The sequence below is a fragment of the Vibrio sp. 10N.247.310.24 genome (assembly GCF_041467175.1).
Classification (GTDB): domain Bacteria; phylum Pseudomonadota; class Gammaproteobacteria; order Enterobacterales; family Vibrionaceae; genus Vibrio; species Vibrio tasmaniensis_A.
In genome coordinates, this window is record NZ_JBFSUD010000009.1 from 55309 (window position 1) to 77095 (window position 21787).

Annotated in this window: 18 protein-coding genes; 9 read left to right on the forward strand and 9 right to left on the reverse strand. The window is 43.0% G+C overall.

The genetic code is table 11. The features are described 5' to 3' along the window. Window positions 1-20: 20 nt before the first annotated feature. Window positions 21-1217, reverse strand: a complete 1197-nt coding sequence (locus tag AB6E08_RS04590) for an acetate kinase (RefSeq protein WP_017099050.1) — start codon at window positions 1215-1217, stop codon at window positions 21-23. 341 nt (window positions 1218-1558) lie between these two features. Between AB6E08_RS04590 and yfbV the strand changes: the two genes are divergently transcribed. The 3 genes from yfbV (at window position 1559) to AB6E08_RS04605 (ending at window position 5004) form a co-directional block, all read left to right on the forward strand. Continuing rightward, window positions 1559-2011, forward strand: a complete 453-nt coding sequence (yfbV, locus tag AB6E08_RS04595; protein ID WP_017099049.1) for a terminus macrodomain insulation protein YfbV — start codon at window positions 1559-1561, stop codon at window positions 2009-2011. Window positions 2012-2320: 309 nt separating this feature from the next. Next, on the forward strand, window positions 2321-3286 hold the full coding sequence (locus AB6E08_RS04600; protein ID WP_372043838.1) for an ABC transporter substrate-binding protein: 966 nt from the start codon (window positions 2321-2323) through the stop codon (window positions 3284-3286). Between the two features lie 251 nt (window positions 3287-3537). Then, window positions 3538-5004 (forward strand): GGDEF domain-containing protein, encoded by a 1467-nt coding sequence (locus AB6E08_RS04605; RefSeq protein ID WP_372063820.1) that lies wholly within the window; start codon window positions 3538-3540, stop codon window positions 5002-5004. 43 nt (window positions 5005-5047) lie between these two features. Here the strand turns inward: AB6E08_RS04605 and dusC are convergent, their stop codons facing one another. Next, entirely contained in the window at window positions 5048-6004 is a 957-nt protein-coding gene (dusC, locus tag AB6E08_RS04610; RefSeq protein ID WP_017099046.1) for a tRNA dihydrouridine(16) synthase DusC, read from the reverse strand. Between the two features lie 70 nt (window positions 6005-6074). Next, on the reverse strand, window positions 6075-6617 hold the full coding sequence (locus AB6E08_RS04615; RefSeq protein ID WP_009848626.1) for a prepilin-type N-terminal cleavage/methylation domain-containing protein: 543 nt from the start codon (window positions 6615-6617) through the stop codon (window positions 6075-6077). Between the two features lie 219 nt (window positions 6618-6836). On the opposite strand from AB6E08_RS04615, the gene AB6E08_RS04620 reads away from it, so the two are divergent. Next, the gene (locus AB6E08_RS04620; RefSeq protein ID WP_017101192.1) at window positions 6837-7457 is read left to right on the forward strand and encodes an SEC-C metal-binding domain-containing protein; all 621 of its coding nucleotides are present in this window, start codon (window positions 6837-6839) and stop codon (window positions 7455-7457) included. A 73-nt stretch (window positions 7458-7530) separates the two neighbouring features. Here AB6E08_RS04620 and dsbB read toward each other — a convergent pair whose 3' ends face one another. Both dsbB and nhaB read right to left on the reverse strand, forming a co-directional pair. Continuing rightward, window positions 7531-8055, reverse strand: coding sequence for a disulfide bond formation protein DsbB (dsbB, locus tag AB6E08_RS04625; RefSeq protein WP_017101191.1), 525 nt, complete (start codon window positions 8053-8055; stop codon window positions 7531-7533). Between the two features lie 131 nt (window positions 8056-8186). Then, window positions 8187-9779 carry a Na(+)/H(+) antiporter NhaB gene (nhaB, locus tag AB6E08_RS04630; RefSeq protein ID WP_017101190.1) on the reverse strand — a complete coding sequence of 531 codons (1593 nt, stop codon included), beginning with the start codon at window positions 9777-9779 and terminating at the stop codon, window positions 8187-8189. Window positions 9780-10420: 641 nt separating this feature from the next. Here nhaB and fadR point away from each other — a divergent pair. Continuing rightward, window positions 10421-11260, forward strand: coding sequence for a fatty acid metabolism transcriptional regulator FadR (fadR, locus tag AB6E08_RS04635; RefSeq protein ID WP_009848622.1), 840 nt, complete (start codon window positions 10421-10423; stop codon window positions 11258-11260). A gap of 141 nt (window positions 11261-11401) precedes the next feature. Here the strand turns inward: fadR and AB6E08_RS04640 are convergent, their stop codons facing one another. Together AB6E08_RS04640 and metG are read right to left on the reverse strand one after the other, a co-directional pair. Beyond that, a complete protein-coding gene (locus AB6E08_RS04640; protein WP_372063823.1) occupies window positions 11402-11881 on the reverse strand; it encodes a DUF1456 family protein in 480 nt (159 codons plus the stop codon). Between the two features lie 220 nt (window positions 11882-12101). Further along, window positions 12102-14162 carry a methionine--tRNA ligase gene (gene metG / locus AB6E08_RS04645; RefSeq protein WP_372063825.1) on the reverse strand — a complete coding sequence of 687 codons (2061 nt, stop codon included), beginning with the start codon at window positions 14160-14162 and terminating at the stop codon, window positions 12102-12104. A gap of 158 nt (window positions 14163-14320) precedes the next feature. Here metG and apbC point away from each other — a divergent pair, with 158 nt between their 5' ends. The 3 genes from apbC (at window position 14321) to AB6E08_RS04660 (ending at window position 18564) form a co-directional block, all read left to right on the forward strand. After that, complete coding sequence (apbC, locus tag AB6E08_RS04650) at window positions 14321-15397, forward strand: iron-sulfur cluster carrier protein ApbC (RefSeq protein WP_372063827.1); 1077 nt, start codon at window positions 14321-14323, stop codon at window positions 15395-15397. 256 nt (window positions 15398-15653) lie between these two features. Continuing rightward, window positions 15654-16295, forward strand: a complete 642-nt coding sequence (udk, locus tag AB6E08_RS04655) for a uridine kinase (protein WP_004734002.1) — start codon at window positions 15654-15656, stop codon at window positions 16293-16295. Between the two features lie 106 nt (window positions 16296-16401). Further along, window positions 16402-18564, forward strand: a complete 2163-nt coding sequence (locus AB6E08_RS04660; protein WP_372063829.1) for an AsmA family protein — start codon at window positions 16402-16404, stop codon at window positions 18562-18564. A 227-nt stretch (window positions 18565-18791) separates the two neighbouring features. Here AB6E08_RS04660 and cobO read toward each other — a convergent pair whose 3' ends face one another. Further along, window positions 18792-19397 (reverse strand): cob(I)yrinic acid a,c-diamide adenosyltransferase, encoded by a 606-nt coding sequence (gene cobO / locus AB6E08_RS04665; RefSeq protein ID WP_029224060.1) that lies wholly within the window; start codon window positions 19395-19397, stop codon window positions 18792-18794. A gap of 84 nt (window positions 19398-19481) precedes the next feature. On the opposite strand from cobO, the gene AB6E08_RS04670 reads away from it, so the two are divergent. After that, window positions 19482-19931 carry a low molecular weight protein-tyrosine-phosphatase gene (locus tag AB6E08_RS04670; RefSeq protein ID WP_012603561.1) on the forward strand — a complete coding sequence of 150 codons (450 nt, stop codon included), beginning with the start codon at window positions 19482-19484 and terminating at the stop codon, window positions 19929-19931. Between the two features lie 110 nt (window positions 19932-20041). On the opposite strand, the gene AB6E08_RS04675 is transcribed toward AB6E08_RS04670, so the two are convergent. Next, window positions 20042-21589 (reverse strand): SulP family inorganic anion transporter, encoded by a 1548-nt coding sequence (locus AB6E08_RS04675; protein WP_102248942.1) that lies wholly within the window; start codon window positions 21587-21589, stop codon window positions 20042-20044. Window positions 21590-21787 lie beyond the last annotated feature (198 nt).

Here is a 21787-nt window from a genome sequence, read left to right on the forward strand (position 1 = left end):
AAGCTAGTCAGAAAATTCGATTAAAGACCTGCTAGTTCAGCTGTATCTTCTGCAATCACTAGCTCTTCATTAGTAGAGATAACCATTGCTGGTACACGGCTGTTTTCAGTCGTGATAGTACCTTCGCCGCCGAAACGAGCTTTAAGGTTAGCTGCGCTATCTACTTCGATACCGAAGAATGCAAGACGGTTAAGAACCATTTCACGGATTGGCGCTGAGTTTTCACCGATGCCACCAGTGAATACGATAGCGTCAAGGCGACCTTCTAGGGTTGCAGTGTAGCTTGCAACGTATTTAGCTAGACGGTGACAGAATACGTCCATTGCACGAGTAGCTTCTTCTTTCTCGCCGTAGTTGTCTTCAACGAAACGACAGTCAGAAGTTACTTGAGTTAGACCTTGTAGGCCAGACTCTTTAGTGAACATTGTGTTGATTTCATCAACGCTCATGCCAAGTTTGTCATGTAGGTGGAACATAACAGCAGGGTCAAGGTCGCCACAGCGAGTACCCATTACAAGACCTTCAAGAGGAGTAAGGCCCATAGAAGTATCTACAGATTGACCATTCTTGACTGCACAAACAGATGCGCCGTTACCTAGGTGACAGTTAATGATGTTAACTTCTTCAATAGGTTTGTCTAGAAGCGTGGCACACTCACGAGTAATAAATAGGTGAGATGTACCATGTGCACCGTAACGACGAATACCGTGATCTGTGTATAGGTTGTATGGAAGCGCGTATAGGTAAGCTTCTTCTGGCATTGTCGTGTGGAAAGCAGTATCAAATACAGCAACGTTTTTTAGTGCTGGGAATGATTTTTGAGCTGCTTTAATACCGATAAGGTGCGCAGGGTTGTGAAGAGGAGCGAAAGTCGCTGCATCTTCGATTCCTTTAATTACTTCATCAGTGATTAGTGCTGATGAAGTAAAGTTTTCACCACCATGCACAACACGGTGACCGATTGCTGCAAGGTTTTCAGAAAGTTCTGGCTTAGAAGCAAGAATAGTTTCTACCATGAAGGCTAGTGCTTCTTCGTGTGCTGCGCCATTACCTAGTTGAGCTTCGTGTTTACCATCAAGTTTCCACTTGATACGAGCTTCAGGAAGATGCAGACATTCTGCAAGACCTGTTAGATGCTCGTCACCAGATACTGCGTCAACTACAGCAAATTTAAGAGAAGAACTACCACAGTTTAAAACTAAAACTAGCTTAGACATTAATGACTACCTGTTTATTTTTCTGATCGAAATCAGTTAAGGATGAAAATTAATCTCAAGAATAGTCGAAGCACATAGGCTTGCGTACTAACCTTGGTCAAAAAAACGTTAATTTCCGTATAAAGTGAAAGCGCTCTTTATCAAAAAGAGGCTTGTGCATTCCTTGCAGAAGTCTTCTCAAAGTTGCTTAAATTGTAAATAAGGGCAACAATGAGATTGAGGCCTGCAAATAATAGCGATATTGTGCAAATATAACAAAAAAATTTGAAAGAATATTATTTTTCGTCAAATTTTTGTGTTTTTAGTTGATGATTTCAACTTTTTTTTAATGGGAGACTCATATGAGCAATAGAGTTGGTTTAGCTAGTAGTTTAAAAGATGGCCAAAAGTACATGGATCTCTGGCCCGTCCGAAAAGAGTTAAACGCGATCTTCCCAGAACAGCGTATTATTAAAGCGACCCGTTTTGGCGTGAAAGTGATGCCTGCGATTGCTGCTATTAGTGTTCTTACACAAATGGTCTTTAATAATTACCAAGCGATGCCACAAGCTGTGGTCATGGCTTTGTTTGCAATCAGCTTACCGCTTCAAGGCATGTGGTGGTTAGGTAATCGCTCAAACACACAACTTCCACCTGCGCTAGTCTCGTGGTATCGCGAACTTCATGAGAAGATCACTGAAACGGGTTTTGCGTTAGAGCCAATGAAGTCGCGCCCTCGTTATAAAGAATTGGCGATCATTTTAAATCGCGCATTTCGTCAGCTGGATAAATCCTCAATGGAACGTTGGTTCTAATGAGTTTCAACTCTCCTCTTGTCTGAGAGCAACTATTCTTCATTGATGGTTTGTTCTCAGGTTTGACTTTAATATTTTCACTTCGTTTTTATTCATCTCGCTCCCCCTCATTCCTTTTTTCTCTTACTACTCATGTAGTTTCTTACTTTTCAAATTCTGCCTTTCACTATTTCACGCATTTTTCGAGCCTTGTTGTGTTTTTGTTAAATATAACTTCAAGTCATCAATGGTTACAGGTAATAATATCAATAGTGATGTTGTTCTCTTTGAGCGAGCAATAATGAGCAGAGCTTGATTCAGGGAGCGATAATGAGTTCTGTAAAAAAGGTATTGGCAGCGGTCGTAAGTTGTCTGTTGTTGCTATGGACAAGCAATGTCATGGCGAACGTTGCCAAAGTTTCGGTTTCACAAGTTGTTGACCATCCAGATCTGAATGCAACACGTCTAGGACTTCTTGAAGGATTGAGAGCAAAAGGTTACGAACCGGGTAAAAATTTAGAGTTTTCTTATGAAATGGCTGGTGGCAATCCCGTTCAGGCAGCAAAAATAGCCAGAGAGTTAGTTAGTGAGAACCCTCATGTATTAGTTGGCATCGCGACACCGACCTCTCAAGCGTTGGTTTCAGCGACTCGAACGATCCCGATTGTGTTTACTGCGGTAACAGACCCTATCGGCGCAAGGCTTGTTAAACAATTGGAACAGCCGGGACGAAATGTCACAGGCCTTTCTGACTTATCACCTATTTCCCAACATGTATCTCTTATTAAAGAGCTGCTCCCTAATGCAGGTTCAATCGGTGTGGTTTATAACCCTGCCGAAGCGAATGCCGTTGCATTAGTTGGGTTATTGAAAAAGGCCACACGAGACTTTGGTTTTACTTTGCATACTGCTAAAGCGTTGACTATCGATGATGTAGAAGAAAAAACAGCATCCGTGGCTAAAAAATCTGATGTTATCTACGCGCTAACCGATAACACGGTGGCAAGCGGTATTGAAGGACTTATAAATGCAGCAAACCAAGCTGGCACACCCGTGATTGCAGGAGCAACGTCTTATGTTGGCAAGGGAGCAATCGCTGGATTAGGTCTAGATTACTATGACGTCGGGGTGCAGACCGCTGATTATGTGGCCGCTATTTTGAACGGACAAAAACCAGGGAAGTTGAGTGTTAAAACGGCTCAAAGCTCTCAGTTGGTAGTTAACCTAGATGCCGCTCGTGAGCTTGGTTTGACGCTACCTAAGTCTGTGGTTGATCGCGCTATAGTCAGCCGTTGATTAGTATTGACATCAAAAAAACAATGCTCAATAAGTCATTTTGTTAACAGGAATTTAAACCATCACAATGAACAACATTAGTCGACTCTAGCCATTAGCTGCGATCTATTTTATTCATTTTTAAGTAGTTATTTCCCCTTCAGGTGCAACGTTAATACCAACTTACATTATTTTACATCGAGAGGGCTGTCGATTAATGTCATAATATTAATGGAACTAATGAAAATAACTGAGCGCTAAGAGCACATTCTATGAAAGTAAATAGGCACTTTAGCCTTACCTTTGTCTTCGGCTTTCCCGCTGTGATCGCGACCATGTTACTTGGGCTGATAGGAAAAAATTATTTTGATGCGGTTGAAAAAGACATCAGCAGTGAGTTTCAGCGTATTGAAGAAGTGTTTAAACGAACGACCAAAATTGTTACCGCTCTAGATTACAGCTTCTCTAATTACTACAAATCAGGAAACCCTCTTTTCCTTGATCACAATAAGCAAGTGGTTGATGGTCTTTGCCGAATTTGGCCCATTGACGTATTACTTCTTGCTGACGGAAAAACCGCAGATATCCCCTCTGTCGATATCGACTATATGTTGGTTGGTCAAGAACCCCTTTGTAATGAAACCAGTGATAGCTATAAAAGTGCGTCAGAAAAAATTGCTCTAGCGCCAATTCTTTCATTTTTGTCCCAGCTTGATGAATATCACAACGGCGTACACTTTATTGATACTCGTGGGTATGTGATCTCTTCGCCAGAAGACTTTGCTAAAGAGCTAGGGAAAGAACTACTTTCGACCATAAAAAGTCGCCCGTATTGGCAAAGAACCGCCAACAATCCAGAACAATTGACTTTAACGGGTCCTGCGTATCGATTTGACTCTCTTGACCGTATGATAAGCATGACGATTCCGGTGTTTCATAAGGGGATACATCAAGGAATGCTTTCTGTTGAGATTGACGCCAGTAAATTGCTTGCGAGTTCGAATGAGCACTTAGCCGGTAGAATCGATATTATTGATACCACCTTGGTTAATCCGGTTGATAGCGCTACTTTCTATCACGCGATACAACTGGAAGGAGTCACCTCTCATCACGCGATGTACTACGAATTAGATTTTGCCAAAGAGGTCGAGTACTTTTTTGTCTACGAGAAAGACAGTCTGATTGTCGCTATCATCGTATATCTATTCTCTGTAACGCTCTTTTTCTTCGTTAACTCCAATATTGAACGTGGTTACTTCAAAGAACTAGCAGCTAAAGATCCAATGACCGGGCTGCTAAATCGCAGAGGATTGGAAGCTTTTTGGCGCAGTGTGGAGCATGACCAGTTATTCGCTTTGACTGTATTTGACATTGATAATTTCAAGTTGATTAATGATACCTTTGGTCATGACAAAGGGGATGATGTTATTCGCTACATGTCCCGCCAGATAAGTAATAGCATTCGAAGTAGTGATGTAGCAGCAAGGTTTGGTGGTGAAGAGTTTGTCGTTTATCTTAAAGGTGATGATCGTGAAACGTTAATGAGGACATTAGAGCGTGTTAAAAATGCTGTCTGTGCGAACTCAGCTAACATTGTACCTAATGGTTTTACTGTCTCTGGTGGTGTTTGTATTACTGAAGTTGAGCATAACAACCTAAGCTTTGAAGAGATATTCAAATACGCGGATGAAAAGTTGTACGTGGCTAAGACGACAGGTAAAGACCGCATCGTATTTTAACCACGCTATTGAACTTCTATGCTAGAGAAGAAGGGGAACTAACTCACACAGTTTGGCGATGTTCCTCTTGATAACGCTGAAGGCGCTCCACAATAGGTGGCGCTTTCTTGAAAGTACGAATTTCTTTAAATAGTTCGTTCGCTTCAGGGTAGCCTTTACTTAGATAAACAAACCACTGCTTCACTCTATTGGGGTAGTACATGCCTTTGTCCCCTTTTATTTGAAACTCTGAATAGCGTAGCAAAAGTTCGATGACTTTATTCCACGGCATTTTTGGGTGGTTGTGCTTAACGACGTTGCCAAGATTTGGAATGTTGAAAGCGCCACGGCAGACCATCAATGAATCGACGCCAGTGGCTTCTATGCAATCTTGACCATCTTGATAGTTCCAGATTTCCCCATTAGCAATCAAAGGTAGAGACGTTTTTTCTCTTATTTGATTGATGTAATCCCATTTAATTTCGCTGGCTTTATAGCCGCCAACTTTGGTTCTTGCATGCACAGTGAGTTCGTCTGCCTTTGCTTGTTCGATAGCGTCGACAATTTCAAAGCACTCTTCCGGGTGCTCCCAACCCAATCGAATTTTTGCAGATACGGGAATGTGTGCTGGCACCGCATCTCGACAAGACTTCACCACTTGATAGATGAGTTCTGGTTCTTTTAGCAGTGACGCACCGCCATTACTTTTGTTTACCGCTTTTGCAGGGCAACCAAAATTAAGATCAATGCCTTTAGCGCCTAAACTAGCAGCTTGAAAAGCATTCTCGGCCATCCAATTTGGGTGTTGTCCTAGAAGCTGGAGATGGATTGGAACACCAGCCATGGTTTGAGAGCCTTGATGCAATTCAGGGCAAATACGGTGAAAAACATGCGGAGGAAGAAGTTGATCAACTACGCGCACAAATTCCGTCACACAGAGATCGTAATCATTGATCTCTGTGAGAATTTCACGCATTAGATGGTCTAAAACGCCCTCCATAGGGCCAAGTATTACTCGCATTTGCTTTACCGAAACTGAATGGATCGAAAATTAAGACGCGTGATTGTACGGGCAAGTTAAAAGCTTGTCACTATGAGCTAGGTGAATCTGACGTAACAGTTATTTCACCGGTTAGAGGGAAGTAGTTGAGCCTTGGTAAATCTTCGCCTAGCGAGTAACCATCAGTGTAGTAGTAATAGCAGCTTGGATCTGATGTATACCAAGCAACGATCGGTTCTTCTGAAGGGAATACTGAGCTACCGTGATCTCTAACGGTGAGGTCAGTATTCATGAGCGCCCGCCAAAGCCTTGCGCAGTCACTCCCTCTAATTGCAGTCCCCGAATTAATCGGTAGTTGATCAACAGCGATTGGAAAACCAGTCGATGAAGGATAAACGCTGCCTTCACCATAATCGACATCTTGATTAAAATCAGGCTCTCCATCAACAAGCCACTGTGAGTGGTAAAGGTTAACCGCAGTTCGAAAAGAAGAAAAAGCACCTTGAGCTATAGCTTCATGGCTATCGCGTTGGTAATTTAGAAAGCGAGGAGCTGCGGTAACGGCAAGTATGCCTAAAATAACGACGACAGAGACCAGCTCTATCAAAGTAAAACCATTTTGGTGTTGTTTCATAATGTATTCTATATGTAACTAAATATTTCAGTGACTCTTTTTACACTTCAAACTTAAATTTTCAAAATGAAATAAGTTTAGTTTGCTGAATTGAACTAAAGATAATGTTTGCGTGGCTACTGGTAGGTGTAATTAATCATAGAGCTATACGAATAATTACTAATTGTTAGCCTTGTGGGTATAATGGAGACAACAGAATTGACCGACTAGTGAAGTAATATGAAGTATCAATTATTGAGTCTTCCTGACTCAATTAACGACGTAACAGCCCAGTTTGTAGAAGGTGCTATATTTGCATCTAACCTTGCAACTAAACCTCTTGACCCAGAGGCTTGGTTACCTATAGCTATTCCTGAAACTGGTCAGGACTTTGTTCCTCAAGTCACCGAGCAAATTAATCGCCAACATAACCTCATTCAGCGAAGTGAATATTTGCTTACAGAAGTGCTTGATGCAGATAACTTTGCTGAACAGCTAGCCGATTTTTCTGAAGGTTTTATGATGGTCTGGCCGACGATTGAAGAACAGTGGCAGGAAACGTCAATCGCAGATGGCACATTACGCATGCTACAAGCAATGTTAACAACATTCATGCTGGCGATTGATGAAGAACAGACAATCGAGCAAATGAAAGCGGCTGGATTAGAAACCCCGCCAACTTTGAATGATCTCGTCGGGCAAGTCGATTTGATGGTGACAGAAGTTGCGCTAGCAGCGGATGAAGCGATGCTCGGAAATAAATCTCAAAGTGTGAATCCGTTTAAGGGCATCGGCCGAAATGATGTTTGCCCGTGTGAAAGTGGTAAAAAGTTTAAACAGTGCTGTGGTAAAAAAGCTTAATTGCATTGTTTATAGATAATAAAAAGTCGACGTAATGTCGACTTTTTCGTTTCTTAACATGATGAGCTAATTGTTAGTCATTCTTTGATTTAACGAATTGAGAGATCACTACAAAACTGAAAGCAACCAAGTTACCCGCGAAGATAATCACTAGCCATTGAGGCATTGAAAGTTCTAAGAACTGCCATACTACCTTGCTGCAGTCGCCGTAGGCCTCAAACATCCACGGAGCCCATTGGTTTAGAGGTGCCCAGGTAGGGAAGGTCACGAACAGGTCACAGGTAGCGAAAGGAGACGGGTTAAACTGGTAGTCAACGTGCTCTAAAGCAAGCATCAACCCTTTATACGCACCTAACCCCCAACCAAGTAGACCTAGCCAACGTGATATCGGATTATGCGGGGCAATAGCACCAATCATTGCTGCGATGCCGATAGCGAGCATAGCAACGCGCTCGTAGATACACATTACACAAGGGCCAAGCATCATCACGTGCTGAAAGAAAAGAGCACATGCTTCAAAAAAGACAATAAAAGCCAGCAGTAAAAGCCAAGATAAACGTCCCTTAGAGAAGTCTTTGAGCATTGCAAAAAAGTTCACGAATTTAATCCTGTCAATAAAATAAAAAAGCCCTGATTACTCAGAGCTTTTTATCTTGGATAAGTTTCCTAATCAACTAATATTTTTGATTAGTTAGATGTACCTATTGTGTTTAGCGATAGAAATCCGGGTTAGTGGCCACCGGAGATAACTGGAGCTACCACTTCACCCGTACGGTGAATGATCCAACCTGCATCATAGAACCATGCTGTCATCGGTTCTACGAAGAACACAATACCGGCAAGGCCAACAAGTGCTAATGCGAGAGTATATGGCAAAGCCATGATGACCATGCGGCCGTAAGACAGTCGAATTAACGGAGCAAGTGCTGACGTTAATAGGAATAGGAATGCAGCTTGGCCGTTTGGCGTAGCAACAGAAGGTAGGTTGGTACCTGTGTTGATAGCAACAGCAAGCAGATCAAATTGGTCGCGAGTGATGACGCCTTCAACCAGAGCTGTTTTAACTTCGTTGATGTAAACCGTACCGACGAATACGTTGTCTGAAACCATCGACAAGATACCATTGGCTACGTAGAAGAGTGCGAGCTGTGCGCCTTTATCTTCAACGTGAAGTACAGCATCGATTACTGGCTTAAATAGAGCCTGGTCGATGATTACAGCAACAACCGCAAAAAAGACGGCAAGAAGTGCGGTAAATGGCAGTGCTTCTTCAAAAGCTTTACCCATCGAGTGCTCTTCAATTACACCTGTAAACGCTGTAGCTAAGATGATCACTGAAAGGCCAATCAAACCGACTTCAGCGACGTGAAGCGCAAGGCCAACAATAAGCCAAACTGCGATTGCACTCTGAACCCATAGTTTAGCTACATCTTGTTTTGTACGATTTGCGCGTTCTTTGTTGTCAAATTCAACTAAGATTTGGCGAACGTTATTTGGCAGCTCTGCACCGTAGCCAAACACTTTGAATTTCTCGACAAGTGCACAAGTTAAAATACCACAGAAGAAAACAGGCAGTGTAACTGGCAGCATGCGGATAATAAATTCACCGAACTCCCAACCCGCTTGCTTAGCAATTACTAAGTTTTGTGGTTCACCTACCATGGTCATTACACCACCCAGAGCAGTACCAACACCGGCGTGCATAAGTAGTGAACGTAAGAATGCGCGGTAGTTTTCAAGGTCATCACGTGTTAGCTCAGAGATCTCTTCATCATGAGTATGATCGTGCGCAGACGTTGTGCCCTTACCTGATGCAACCTTGTGGTAGATAGAGTAGAAGCCCACTGCAACGCTAATGACTACGGCGATTACTGTCAGCGCATCTAGGAAGGCAGACAAGAATGCTGCGGCGACACAGAAAGCGACAGAGAGTAGAATTTTGGATTGGATACCGAGCAGGATCTTCGTAAAAATGAACAGAAGTAGTTCTTTCATGAAGTAGATGCCAGCAACCATGAATACGAGTAAGAGTAATACTGGTAGGTTTGCTTGTAGCTCATGATAAACCATTTCTGGTTTAGTCATGCCAATGGCGACGGCTTGAATTGCCAATAAGCCACCGGGTTGGAGAGGGTAGCACTTTAGAGCCATAGCTAGAGTGAAAATAAACTCAACCACTAATAGCCACCCCGCAACAAATGGGTCAACTAGGAAAAAAACAAACGGGTTGATGATTAAAAAGGAAATGATGGCAAGTTTATACCAATCAGGAGCTTTACCAAGGAAGTTTTTGATAAAAGCGTTTCCGAGAGACATCGGCATGTTAATACTCTTTTATGTTGATTATGAATAGACAAGCAATACAACATTTTGAGAATCGAGCTGTAGATTTAGTTAAAACCTATAACTAACAGTGACTTAGAAAAACTACATTCCATGTAATGTTCTGTGGTCTTGCCAAGTCACTCCCTTAGAAACTCAAGCACTGCTTATTTTTGAGCGCAACTCTACTCTTAGATAACATTTAGTCAACAGGAAAACCCCTGTAGCACTAAAAATACCTCTTTTTTGTTGAGAAACGCGATCAAAGTAGCGCAAGCATACCACTTAAAATGTGATAAAAACCGACTAGAATCAATATTTCAGCGAAATGATTAAAATTTACAGAATAACGACGGCTTATATATGATTATTACAACTTAATATTGCAAATTAATAGATTTAAAAATATGACCAATCTCATTGATTTTAAAAAGAATTTGTTGTGTTAATGGTTTGTTTAAATGATGATTTGTAGTCGCTTGCTATCCAAACCTTGAGTGCAAACGTGTGCTGAACTTTAGAGTTTTAACTCTACTTGGGTTTTGAGTGAGTAAAATTTTTTGGGGGTATTTCCGCAGGGTGTTAACTAGTGGTATGATGAGTAAATTAGAACAAAATAATTAAATTGGATTGAAGTGTAGATGGTCATTAAGGCAAAGAGCCCGGCAGGATTTGCAGAAAAGTATATCATTGAAAGTATTTGGAATGGCCGTTTCGCCCCAGGTTCTATCTTGCCCGCAGAGCGTGAGCTTTCTGAGCTGATTGGTGTTACACGTACTACGCTTCGTGAAGTACTTCAGCGTCTTGCTCGTGATGGTTGGTTGACAATCCAACACGGTAAGCCAACTAAAGTTAATCAGTTTATGGAAACGTCAGGTCTTCATATCCTTGATACATTAATGACGTTGGACGTTGATAACGCAAGTAAAATGGTAGAAGACCTGCTTGCTGCTCGTACTAACATCAGCCCTATCTTTATGCGTTATGCATTCAAAGCAAATAAAGAGGCTTCAGAGCGTACGATTACTAACGTAATTGAATCTTGTGAATCTTTACTTGCGGCACCTACTTGGGATGAATTCTTAGAATCGTCGCCATATGCTGACAAGATCAAACAATCGGTGAAAGAAGACGTAGAAAAAGATGAAGCGAAGCGTCAAACGATCTTAATTGCTAAAACTTTTAACTTCTACGATTACATGCTTTTCCAACGTTTAGCATTCCATTCAGGTAACCAAATTTATGGCCTGATCTTCAATGGTGTTCGTAAGTTGTACGACCGTGTTGGCAGCTACTACTTCTCTAACCCAGAAGCTCGTCGTTTAGCCATGGAGTTCTACAAAAACTTGTTTGTTATTTGTGAAAGCGGTGAGCGTGAGAATTTACCACTTGTGATTCGTAACTACGGTATCGCAAGCGCACAGATTTGGAACGAGATGAAGACAACGTTACCGACAAACTTTACTGAAGACGACAGCTAAGTCTTTTCATAAAAGTATTGTTCGGTTGTTTTACTTATTGAGTAAACGACGTAAAGAAACGAAAAAGCGGCGAGATAATCAAATTATCTCGCCGCTTTTTATTTATTGATAGTTGGTGAAAACGTATCAATAGGCAGTAACTTACCCTGCAAACTCTTCTGAGTCTGGACGGTTAGTAAATTGCACGCCATTTAGAAAATCGCAAAGTAGTTGGTCTTCACATACTTTGTAGTTCTTGTTCTCTGGCTTACGGAAGTAGGCACCAATCTCGTACTTACTTAGGCTGATGCCTACCACTTCTAATATATCTAATACATCTTCTGCTTTCATGTTCAACGCAATACGCAGCTTCATGAAAATCATGTTGTTAGTCAGAGAAACTTCAGGTTTAGGTTGAACACCTTCTTTTTTGCCACGCTTAATATTGATAAAACCATTTAGGAATACCGCTAACTCTTTATCTTTCATCTTAGAGCATGACTTGTCGTTGTCGTCTTTTAGCCAATTAATCACTTGGTCATGAGCAACGGTCACATCAGCTTGCTCGATAGCTTTAATGATCTGTGCATTTTTAAGGTTTAGCGCGTGTTGAATACGACGCAAGATTTCGTTGTTAGTCACTGGGGATTCCTAAAAAGGGTTTGAAGAGTAAAAGGTGTTGGTTAGCCCGTTATTGTCGGCAAACAAATTTCTACTCTACATAGCATAGTTGACGGCGACTCTAACAGAGAACGCTTATTTTCGGTAGATATAAAAAATCCCCAATGCTTATCAACTCATTCAAGTTAAAAGTGCATTAGGGATTTCGCTATGAGTGCTTGTTATCTGACTGAAGCCAGAGCTACATTACACGCATGCCAGGTTGAGCACCTTCGTGTGGTTCAAGGATCCACAAGTCACTGCCACCAGGACCAGCAGCTAGGATCATGCCTTCAGACATACCAAACTTCATCTTACGAGGTTTAAGGTTTGCTACCATGACAGTTAGTTTGCCTTCTAACTCTTCAGGTTTGTACGCTGACTTGATACCAGAGAATACTTGGCGAGTTTCACCACCGATGTCCAGTTGGAACTTCAGTAGCTTGTTCGCTTTTGGTACTTCTTCACATGAGATAATACGAGCAATACGCATATCGACTGCTGCAAAGGCATCGAATTCAATCTCGTCTGCGATTGGCTCTTTGTCTAGCTCAGTTTGGCTTGCTTGCTCTTTTTCAGCTTCTGCTTTTTCTTTCGCAGCGGCTTCTGCGGCTGCATCTTCTTTAGAAGACTCGATCATTGCTTCTACTTTCTTCGGTTCAATACGGCTAAACAACGCCTTGAACTTAGTGATTTCGTGATCAGTTAGCGGAGTAGCAATCGCTTCCCACGTAAGCTCTTCGTTTAGGAAAGCCTCAGTGCGAGCCGCAAGCTCTGGCATAACGGGTTTCAGGTAAGCCATTAGCACGCGGAATAGGTTAATACCGACAGAAGAAACTTCTTGAAGCTCTTTCTCTTTACCTTCTTCTTTTGCAAGAACCCAAGGTGCTTTTTCGTCGATGTACTGGTTAGCTTTATCAGCTAGTGCAGTAATTTCACGGATAGCGCGGCTGAACTCACGAGTTTCGTATAGCTGACCGATACGCTCTGCAGCAGCAACGAATTCGTTGTATAGCTCAGGTTCTGCAAATTCAGCAGAAAGCTTGCCTTCGAAATGCTTAGTGATGAAGCCAGCGTTACGAGAAGCTAGGTTAACAATCTTGTTTACTACATCCGCGTTTACACGTTGAGTGAAGTCTTCAAGGTTAAGGTCAAGGTCATCGATACGGCTGTTTAGCTTAGCAGCGTAGTAGTAGCGTAGACACTCAGGGTCTAGGTGATTTAAGTACGTACTTGCTTTGATGAATGTGCCTTTCGACTTAGACATTTTCGCACCGTTCACCGTTACGTAGCCGTGTACGAATACGTTGTTTGGCTTACGGAAACCAGCGCCTTCTAGCATTGCAGGCCAGAATAGGCTGTGGAAGTAAACGATGTCTTTACCGATGAAGTGGTAAAGCTCAGTTGTGCTGTCTTTCTTCCAGTATTCGTCAAAGTTTAGATCGTCACGCTTGTCACATAGGTTCTTGAAAGAAGCCATGTAACCAACAGGAGCGTCTAGCCATACGTAGAAGAATTTGTTTTTCTCGCCTGGGATTTCGAAGCCGAAGTAAGGTGCATCACGTGAGATATCCCACTGTTGCAGACCAGACTCGAACCATTCCTGCATTTTGTTTGCAGTTTCATTCTGTAGAGAACCAGAACGAGTCCACTCTTTAAGCATGCTTTCGAACTGAGGTAGGTCGAAGAAGAAGTGCTCAGAATCTTTCATTACTGGAGTTGCGCCAGAAACCGCTGATTTAGGGTTAATTAGCTCAGTTGGGCTGTATGTCTCACCACAGTTATCACAGTTATCACCATACTGGTCTTCTGACTTACACTTAGGGCAAGTACCTTTTACGAAGCGGTCTGGTAGGAACATCTCTTTCTCAGGATCGAAAAGCTGAGAAATAGTACGGCTAGAAATGAAGCCGTTCTTTTTAAGTTCTAGATAGATGTGAGAAGCCAGTTCACGGTTCTCTTCGCTATGTGTGCTGTGGTAGTTATCAAAGCTGATATCAAAGCCAGCGAAGTCTTTTTGGTGCTCTTCACTAACAGCAGCGATCATCTCTTCTGGCGTGATACCCATCTGTTGAGCTTTAAGCATAATTGGCGTGCCGTGAGCATCGTCAGCACAGATGAAGTTTACAGTGTTGCCACTTAGACGCTGGTATCGAACCCAGATATCAGCTTGGATATGCTCAAGCATATGGCCAAGGTGAATAGAGCCGTTAGCGTACGGAAGCGCACAAGTTACCAAAAGTTGTCTTGGATCAGTTGCCATACTTAATAATTCGCTTTTTTGATAGGTATAAATTTTGAGAGGTAATACTACTTTATAACGTGTGATACGCCAAGGTATCAGACAAAGGATTCCCCTAGTTTTTTAGGGGTTCAGTCTTCATCTCGTGGGTGATAGCATAAATAAAAAAAGGAGCCCCAATGCGTAACTTTACTTCTAAGCAAGATTTCTGTTCATGGTTGAATGAGTTCGAGTCACCAATCCTCATCCCAGAGTGGGCGCTACACCAAAATATTGTATCGGTTGATCCGCGTGGGTCATTTGTTATTACCTTGCCTTTTGCTGCCAATCAGCTCGCGGTTGAACTGGAACAGTGGATCCACTCCCAGATTGAACCGCAACTTGTTAGCGCTTTTCAGTTTGAAGTAAAAGTGAAGCCGTCTGCGCTAGAAACAACAGTCGCGACACCTTTGAAGGGCGTTAAGAACATTATCGCCGTGACGTCGGCAAAGGGTGGGGTGGGTAAATCGACAACTTCGGTAAACCTTGCGCTTGCGTTATCTAAGTCAGGTTCAAAAGTGGGCTTGTTGGATGCGGATATCTACGGTCCATCTGTGCCTATGATGCTCGGTCAACTGGATGCAAAGCCAGAAGTGCAGAACAACAAATGGATGATGCCAATCGAGGCGCACGGCATTTTTACGCATTCTATTGGCTATCTTGTGTCGAAAGATGATGCTGCAATCTGGCGTGGCCCAATGGCAGCGAAGGCTTTAGGTCAGCTCGTGAATGAAACCGTATGGCCAGAATTGGATTACCTTGTTATCGACATGCCACCGGGTACGGGTGATATTCAGCTAACGCTTTCGCAGCAGATCCCAGTGACGGGCGCGGTTGTGGTGACCACCCCTCAAGATTTGGCATTAGCCGATGCGCGTAAAGGTGTGGCGATGTTTGATAAAGTGAGCGTGCCAGTGGCAGGCTTAGTGGAAAACATGAGCTACCATATCTGTAGCCACTGTGGCGAGAAAGAGCATATATTTGGCGCTGGTGGTGCGGAAGCCATGTCTGAAGAGTTTTACCTCGATATCTTAGCGCAAATCCCGCTGCACATTGATGTACGGGAAGATATTGATGCAGGTTGCCCAACCGTTATACGTCGTCCAGATAGTGAACACACGCGTCATTACTTAGAGCTTGCTGAGAATGTGGCTGCGAAGATGTTCTGGACGGGAAAAGCGAGACCAGAGGCGATTAACTTCTCGATGGTTGAATAGCAATGGCTGATCACAAAGGTGTGTAAATCATGTTTGGGTGAGATAAACAACGGTTGGATTAAGTGGATAGCCATAGGGCTTGTGCACATAGTTGTATTTAAGTTATTTGAAAGCAAACGATTGTTTTAAGTAAATGTATTGAGATCATCAATTTGACTGCAATTAGCTAACATCGCGACTAGAATCTATATGCTTTAGCCCCTATAATCAGGCGGTTTATCTCTTCCCACCACCAAACCATATCGGGTGCAAATTAATGTCTGATAATAATCAATGTGTCATCGTAGGTATCGCTGGCGCTTCAGCTTCAGGAAAAAGCCTGATCGCGAGTACGATTTATAATGAGCTGCGCGAAAAAGTAGGCGACCATCAAATTGGTGTTATCACGGAAGATTGCTATTACAGCGACCAAAGTCACTTGAGTATGGAAGAGCGAGTTAAAACTAACTACGACCACCCAAATGCACTAGATCATGACCTTTTATGCGAACATCTACAGCAGCTAATGAGTGGCAATGCCGTGGAAGTTCCTGAATACAGCTACACAGAGCACACACGCACTTCTGAAACGACTACACTTACTCCTAAGAAAGTGATCATTTTAGAAGGTATTCTGCTTCTGACAGACCCGCGTCTTCGTAAACTAATGCACGCAAGCGTATTTATGGATACACCGTTGGACATCTGTCTACTACGTCGTGTTAAGCGTGATGTAGAAGAGCGTGGTCGAACAATGGATACGGTACTTAAACAATACCAAGAAACAGTACGCCCAATGTTCATGCAGTTTATCGAGCCTTCAAAACAACATGCAGACATCATCGTTCCTCGTGGTGGTAAAAACCGTATTGCGATTGATGTGCTAAAAGCGCATATTGCGAAGTTGTTGAAGTCTTAATCGAATAAAATTTTGCCTAAGTGACTCACTTAGCTTTATTTTTTACCGAATCAGTGGCACTTTTATAGTGCCACTTTCTTTTGGAATCTAAGCAAGGAATATGCGGATGAAGAAACTACTCATTTTCATAGCTGTACCAGTGTTTGTTGTCGTTGCAGCAATTCTGGCACTAGTGCTGTTAGTGAATCCCAACCAATTTAAGCCATTAATTGTCGAACAAGCCCAAAAACACACAGGCCTAGAGCTTGTGATCGAGGGTGATATCAGTTGGCAATTCTTCCCATCTATTGGCTTCGAACTTGGTCAAACTGAATTACGTAACCCTGAAGGGTTCACTCAACCAAACCTGTTTAAGGTTGATACGGTTGGCGTTGATGTTTCGGTTACTCCGCTATTTAGCAATCAACTAGAGATCGGCAATATCACTCTAGATGGTGCAGAATTTTATTTAGAAACGCTTAAAGATGGTCGCAAGAACATCGATGCGCTCACACAAGTGTCTGCTCCTAAGGAGTCTGAACCTTCAGCGGATACAAGTTCTGAAGCAACACCGGCGCCTCAAGAGCAAACTTCTACAGACACATCTGGCTGGACGATCAATCTTGCAGGTGTAACAGTCTCAAACGCATTGTTTGAGATGGACGACAAGCAAGCAGGTTCATTCACTAAGCTATACGATGTGTCTTTGAGTCTTTCTGAGTTTGCCGTTGATACATGGACGACCGCGACATTTGCGGCTTCTGGTGAAAACAACCAACAGAAGTTCTCTGCAAATGGCAGTGCTGAATTCAAATTAGCGGAAGGCTTTGCAAGCTACGCATTACGAAATATTGACCTTAATGCGAAGTTCAATGATCCAGCAACGTCGATCGAGTCAGCGAAGATTGGCTTAAATACGTTTGAGTTCGATAAGGTTAACCAACTGACTTATGCGGTGATTGGTAATGCTGCTGGTCTTGACCTTGATCTTAAAGGTGGCGGTGACTTAACTGTCGATAGCGCGATCTCAAAAGTTACACTGAACAAGTTAACATTAGACTCAACATTCAAAGGTGAAACGCTTCCTCAATCACCAATGAAAGTGGATATGCTGTCTGACTTAAGCTTTGATCTAACGAAGAGTCACTTGAGCTTTGTGCTAGAGAAGCTGCAAGCTAACGCTATCGCACTAGACGGTAAAGCGGACATCACTTTATCTGAAATACCAAAGGTTCGTTTTTCTCTTCATAGCCCGAACATCGATTTAGATGAGTTCTTAGGCCTAGGTAATACAGAAGAAACAGCGAGCGCTGCGCCTTCTGATTCTGCTGGTGGCTCAACTTCAAATACTACAGCTTCTTCGACGTCAAGTTCAGATAACTCGGTTCCTGCGAAAGAAGTAGAACCTGATCTGTCAGCTCTGAAAACGCTCGATGTGAAAGGTAATATCACAATCGATAAGTTCAAGGCGAACAACGCAAAAATGCAGAACGTGAAAACTGCGTTCTCAGTTAACCGTGGTATCGCAGATCTGACATCGTTTACCTCGAATCTTTACCAAGGCTCTATCTCGGCAACAGCACGATTAGATGCACGCAAGACGCCTGCGACTTACACGGCTAAGAAAAAGATTAAAGGCGTAAAAGTACAACCGTTACTGGTTGACGTAGCGAACAACGATACGCTGGAAGGTACCGGTAATATCGATGTTAACGTTAAAGGTAAGAGCTTGACGCCAACAGGAATCAAGAAGAACTTGGTAGGTACTATTGCGATTAACTTTGAAGATGGTGCGGTTAATGGCATCAACATCGCGCAACTGATTAGAGAAAACTACGCTAAGATCAAAGGCGAAAAAGTCGAAAGCAAAGATGAGTCTCAAAAGACAGATTTTAGTGCAATGAAAGCAACACTCAAGGTTGATAAAGGTTGGGTTTCAACGAACGACTTATCGGCACAGTCGCCTCTTTTACGCGTGACAGGTCAAGGTAAAGCAAACTTCATCAATGAAACGGTCGACTTCCTGGTTCGCACGTCAATTGTTGGTTCGCTTGAAGGCCAGGGTGGTAAGAGCATTGATGATCTCAAAGATGTGACGATTCCAATTAAGGTAACCGGCCAGTGGGCTGACCCGAAATTTGGGCTTGTTTTTGATGATGTGTTGAAACAGAAAGCTGAAAAAGAGATTGATCGCGGTATTAAGAAACTTGAAGAAAAATACGGTGACAAGATCAAAGATGAGAAAACTAGAGATGCAGTCAATGGTTTACTCAAAGGCTTGTTTAACTAATCGCCATTTTAAATAAATAGCATATAAATAGCGCCATTCCTTATTACGAGGAATGGCGCTTTTGTTTGGCTGCCGATAATACCCAAGAGAGATTCCCTATGAAGCTCGCCCCTCGCATTAGGGAATGACGATAGGTATTAGTGCCTTGTTCAAGGGCGTGACAGTCTAGTGGTCGTCATCCTCGAGAGGGAAGAATGACCGAGTCGGGGATCTCTGGTTGAATGCAATTACCAGTCAACGCCTTGCAGAGCTTTAACACCAGATTCAAAAGCGTGTTTAACGTTACGAACTTCAGACACGGTATCGGCCATGTCCGTTAAAGTTCGATGCGCTCCACGGCCTGTGATGATCACTGATTGCATTTTAGGGCGGTTATTCAGAGCTTCTACCACTTCATCCAATTCAATGTAGCCATAGCTCACCATGTACGTCAGCTCATCAAACAGAATTACATCAATCGACTCATCAGCTAGCATGCGTTGGCACTCTTTCCATACGCGCTGTGCGGCTTCAATATCTTTCGCCTTATTTTGAGTTTCCCAAGTAAAGCCTGTACCCATCACTTGGAACTCTACATCGAGTTTTTGAAGAACGTTCTTTTCACCGTTATCCCAGGTTCCCTTTACAAACTGAGCAACGGCACATTTCTTACCGTGACCGACTGCACGTGTAATCGTACCGAAACCTGATGTCGATTTCCCTTTCCCGTTGCCAGTAATAACCAATAACAGTCCTTTCACTTCTTGCGCTGCTGCAACACGTGCATCGACTTGCTCTTTTACTTTCTGCTGTCTTGCTTTGTGGCGTTGTTCTTTGTTGTCTTCGGTCGACATAACAAATCCTTTTAAGTTGTGATTACGCCTATCATAGCCTAACTTAACGATAGCAAAAACCATCGGAAGAACAGGTGATTACGGATGAAAAAGATACTCGTGGTTTGTATGGGGAATATTTGTCGTTCGCCAACAGGTGAAGCGGTGCTGAGAAAGAAAGCTCAGCAGATGGATATTAATGTAACGGTCGACTCCGCTGGGACGATTGGCTTTCATCAAGGCAATGCGCCAGACTCACGTTCAAAATCAGCAGGAGAGAAGCGCGGCTACAGCTTTAAAGGGATTACCTCTCGTAAAGTGGTAGATAATGACTTCGAAGAGTTTGACCTGATACTTGCGGCAGACAAGGAGAATTTAGATGACTTAGTGAGCCAGTGTCCAGTTCACCTCCAATACAAGCTCGCGTTATTTTTGAGTTTTGGAGAGTCACAATATCAAGAAATTCCCGATCCTTATTATGGTGAGGGGAATGGCTTTGAATTAGTGTTGGATTTAATCGAAGAGTCGAGCGAAGCGATACTGCGTTCAATATAGTGTAGAGGCTGTGTTCTTGGTGGGCGATAAAGTATCAAGGTTCATCGATATAAAAAAGGCCGACATTGAATGTCGGCCTTTCTAAATCTAGCTTTAAGCTATGACTAAGCTTACTTAGACATTACTTTGTAGATTGGGTCTTCTGCAACGTTCGCTTCAACTAAGCTACCGGCTTTGTGCAGCATAGCAACACAGTCTTGGCTTAGGTGGCGAAGGTGAAGTGTTTTACCTAGTGCCGCGTAACGGTCAGCAATCGTGTCGATCGCTTCAATAGCAGAGTGGTCAGTAACGCGTGAGTTTGCGAAATCAACGATAACATCTTGTGGATCGTTGTATGAGTCAAACAACTCAAGGAAGTTAGCGGTTGAACCAAAGAAGATTGGACCGTTAACTTTGTACTCTTTAGAGCCTTCAGCGTTAACCGATGTGTCTGCGTAGATGTGCTTAGCATGTTGCCATGCAAACATTAGTGCAGAAGCAACAACACCCACACCAACTGCTACCGCAAGGTCTGTTAGTACTGTAACTACAGTTACAAGGACGATAACGAAGAAGTCTTGCTTAGGAACGCGACGTGCCAACTTGAAGGTTGCCCATTCAAACGTACCGATAACAACCATGAACATAACGCCCACAAGTGCTGCTAGAGGAATCATTTCAATCAGTGCAGAGCCGAACAGGATGAACATCAGTAGTGCAACTGCCGCTACGATACCTGAAAGACGACCACGACCACCTGAGTTTACGTTGATCATCGATTGACCGATCATCGCACAACCACCCATCGCGCCAAATACTGAACACGTCACGTTCGCCATACCTTGACCAACACATTCGCGGTTAGATTGGCCACGAGTGTTTGTCATTTCGTCTAGTACGGTTAGCGTTAGTAGTGATTCGATTAGACCAATCGCTGCAAGAATCACTGCGTAAGGCAGGATGATGTATAGCGTTTCTAGGCTAAACGGTACTGCTGGAATAGAGAATGTTGGTAGAGAGCCCGCTAGTGTTGCTGCTTCGTCACCAGACATAGTACGTAGGAAATCAACAACAGTGCGAGTTTCAAGATCAAGGCCTACAACCAAAGCTGTTACTGTAACAATAGCTACCAATGAAGAAGGTACTGCTGTAGTGAGCTTAGGTAGGAAGTAGATGATACCCATAGTGAGTGCGACTAGACCTAGCATTAGTGTCATTTGACCGCTTGGTAACCAAGTTAGCGCACCTGTTACGTCTGGTGCTTTAAATTGTCCAAGCTGCGCTAAGAAGATAACGATCGCTAAACCGTTCACGAAACCAATCATTACTGGGTGCGGAACGATACGGATGAATTTACCTAGCTTAAATACACCCGCTGCAATTTGCAGAAGGCCGGCTAGCATAACTGCCGCAAATAGGTATTGAACGCCATGGGTTGCTACTAGGCTAACCATTACAACAGCCATTGCGCCAGTTGCACCAGAAATCATACCTGGACGACCGCCGAAGACAGAAGTGATTAAACCTACGATGAATGCTGCGTAAAGACCAACCATTGGGTCAACGCCTGCAACAAAGGCGAATGCTACGGCTTCAGGTACTAGAGCTAAGGCTACGGTAAGACCTGAAAGCACATCGTTTTTTACAGAGTGCTTTGAAAATTGTGGGAATTCGAACATGTTTGCTCAGCTATGCTTAAAATGGGTTTACCGACACGAGTGTATTGCGTAGCCAAACAGTGATGAAAAAGAGCGGCAATAGCTAAGTGTCGAAAATATAAGTGCGCGAATGCTACCCAAAAATGTGATTAAGTTCAAGGTTGAACCCTATTTTGAGTAATATATCTATTATAACTAATCGGAACTGTGGATATAAAA

Bases quoted from the DNA above. Each gene is read 5' to 3' on its own strand.
- AB6E08_RS04590 (WP_017099050.1), bottom strand. From the start codon at position 1,217: ATGTCTAAGCTAGTTTTAGTTTTAAACTGTGGTAGTTCTTCTCTTAAA.
- yfbV (WP_017099049.1), top strand. From the start codon at position 1,559: ATGAGCAATAGAGTTGGTTTAGCTAGTAGTTTAAAAGATGGCCAAAAG.
- AB6E08_RS04600 (WP_372043838.1), top strand. From the start codon at position 2,321: ATGAGTTCTGTAAAAAAGGTATTGGCAGCGGTCGTAAGTTGTCTGTTG.
- AB6E08_RS04605 (WP_372063820.1), top strand. From the start codon at position 3,538: ATGAAAGTAAATAGGCACTTTAGCCTTACCTTTGTCTTCGGCTTTCCC.
- dusC (WP_017099046.1), bottom strand. From the start codon at position 6,004: ATGCGAGTAATACTTGGCCCTATGGAGGGCGTTTTAGACCATCTAATG.
- AB6E08_RS04615 (WP_009848626.1), bottom strand. From the start codon at position 6,617: ATGAAACAACACCAAAATGGTTTTACTTTGATAGAGCTGGTCTCTGTC.
- AB6E08_RS04620 (WP_017101192.1), top strand. From the start codon at position 6,837: ATGAAGTATCAATTATTGAGTCTTCCTGACTCAATTAACGACGTAACA.
- nhaB (WP_017101190.1), bottom strand. From the start codon at position 9,779: ATGCCGATGTCTCTCGGAAACGCTTTTATCAAAAACTTCCTTGGTAAA.
- fadR (WP_009848622.1), top strand. From the start codon at position 10,421: ATGGTCATTAAGGCAAAGAGCCCGGCAGGATTTGCAGAAAAGTATATC.
- metG (WP_372063825.1), bottom strand. From the start codon at position 14,162: ATGGCAACTGATCCAAGACAACTTTTGGTAACTTGTGCGCTTCCGTAC.
- apbC (WP_372063827.1), top strand. From the start codon at position 14,321: ATGCGTAACTTTACTTCTAAGCAAGATTTCTGTTCATGGTTGAATGAG.
- udk (WP_004734002.1), top strand. From the start codon at position 15,654: ATGTCTGATAATAATCAATGTGTCATCGTAGGTATCGCTGGCGCTTCA.
- AB6E08_RS04660 (WP_372063829.1), top strand. From the start codon at position 16,402: ATGAAGAAACTACTCATTTTCATAGCTGTACCAGTGTTTGTTGTCGTT.
- cobO (WP_029224060.1), bottom strand. From the start codon at position 19,397: ATGTCGACCGAAGACAACAAAGAACAACGCCACAAAGCAAGACAGCAG.
- AB6E08_RS04670 (WP_012603561.1), top strand. From the start codon at position 19,482: ATGAAAAAGATACTCGTGGTTTGTATGGGGAATATTTGTCGTTCGCCA.
- AB6E08_RS04675 (WP_102248942.1), bottom strand. From the start codon at position 21,589: ATGTTCGAATTCCCACAATTTTCAAAGCACTCTGTAAAAAACGATGTG.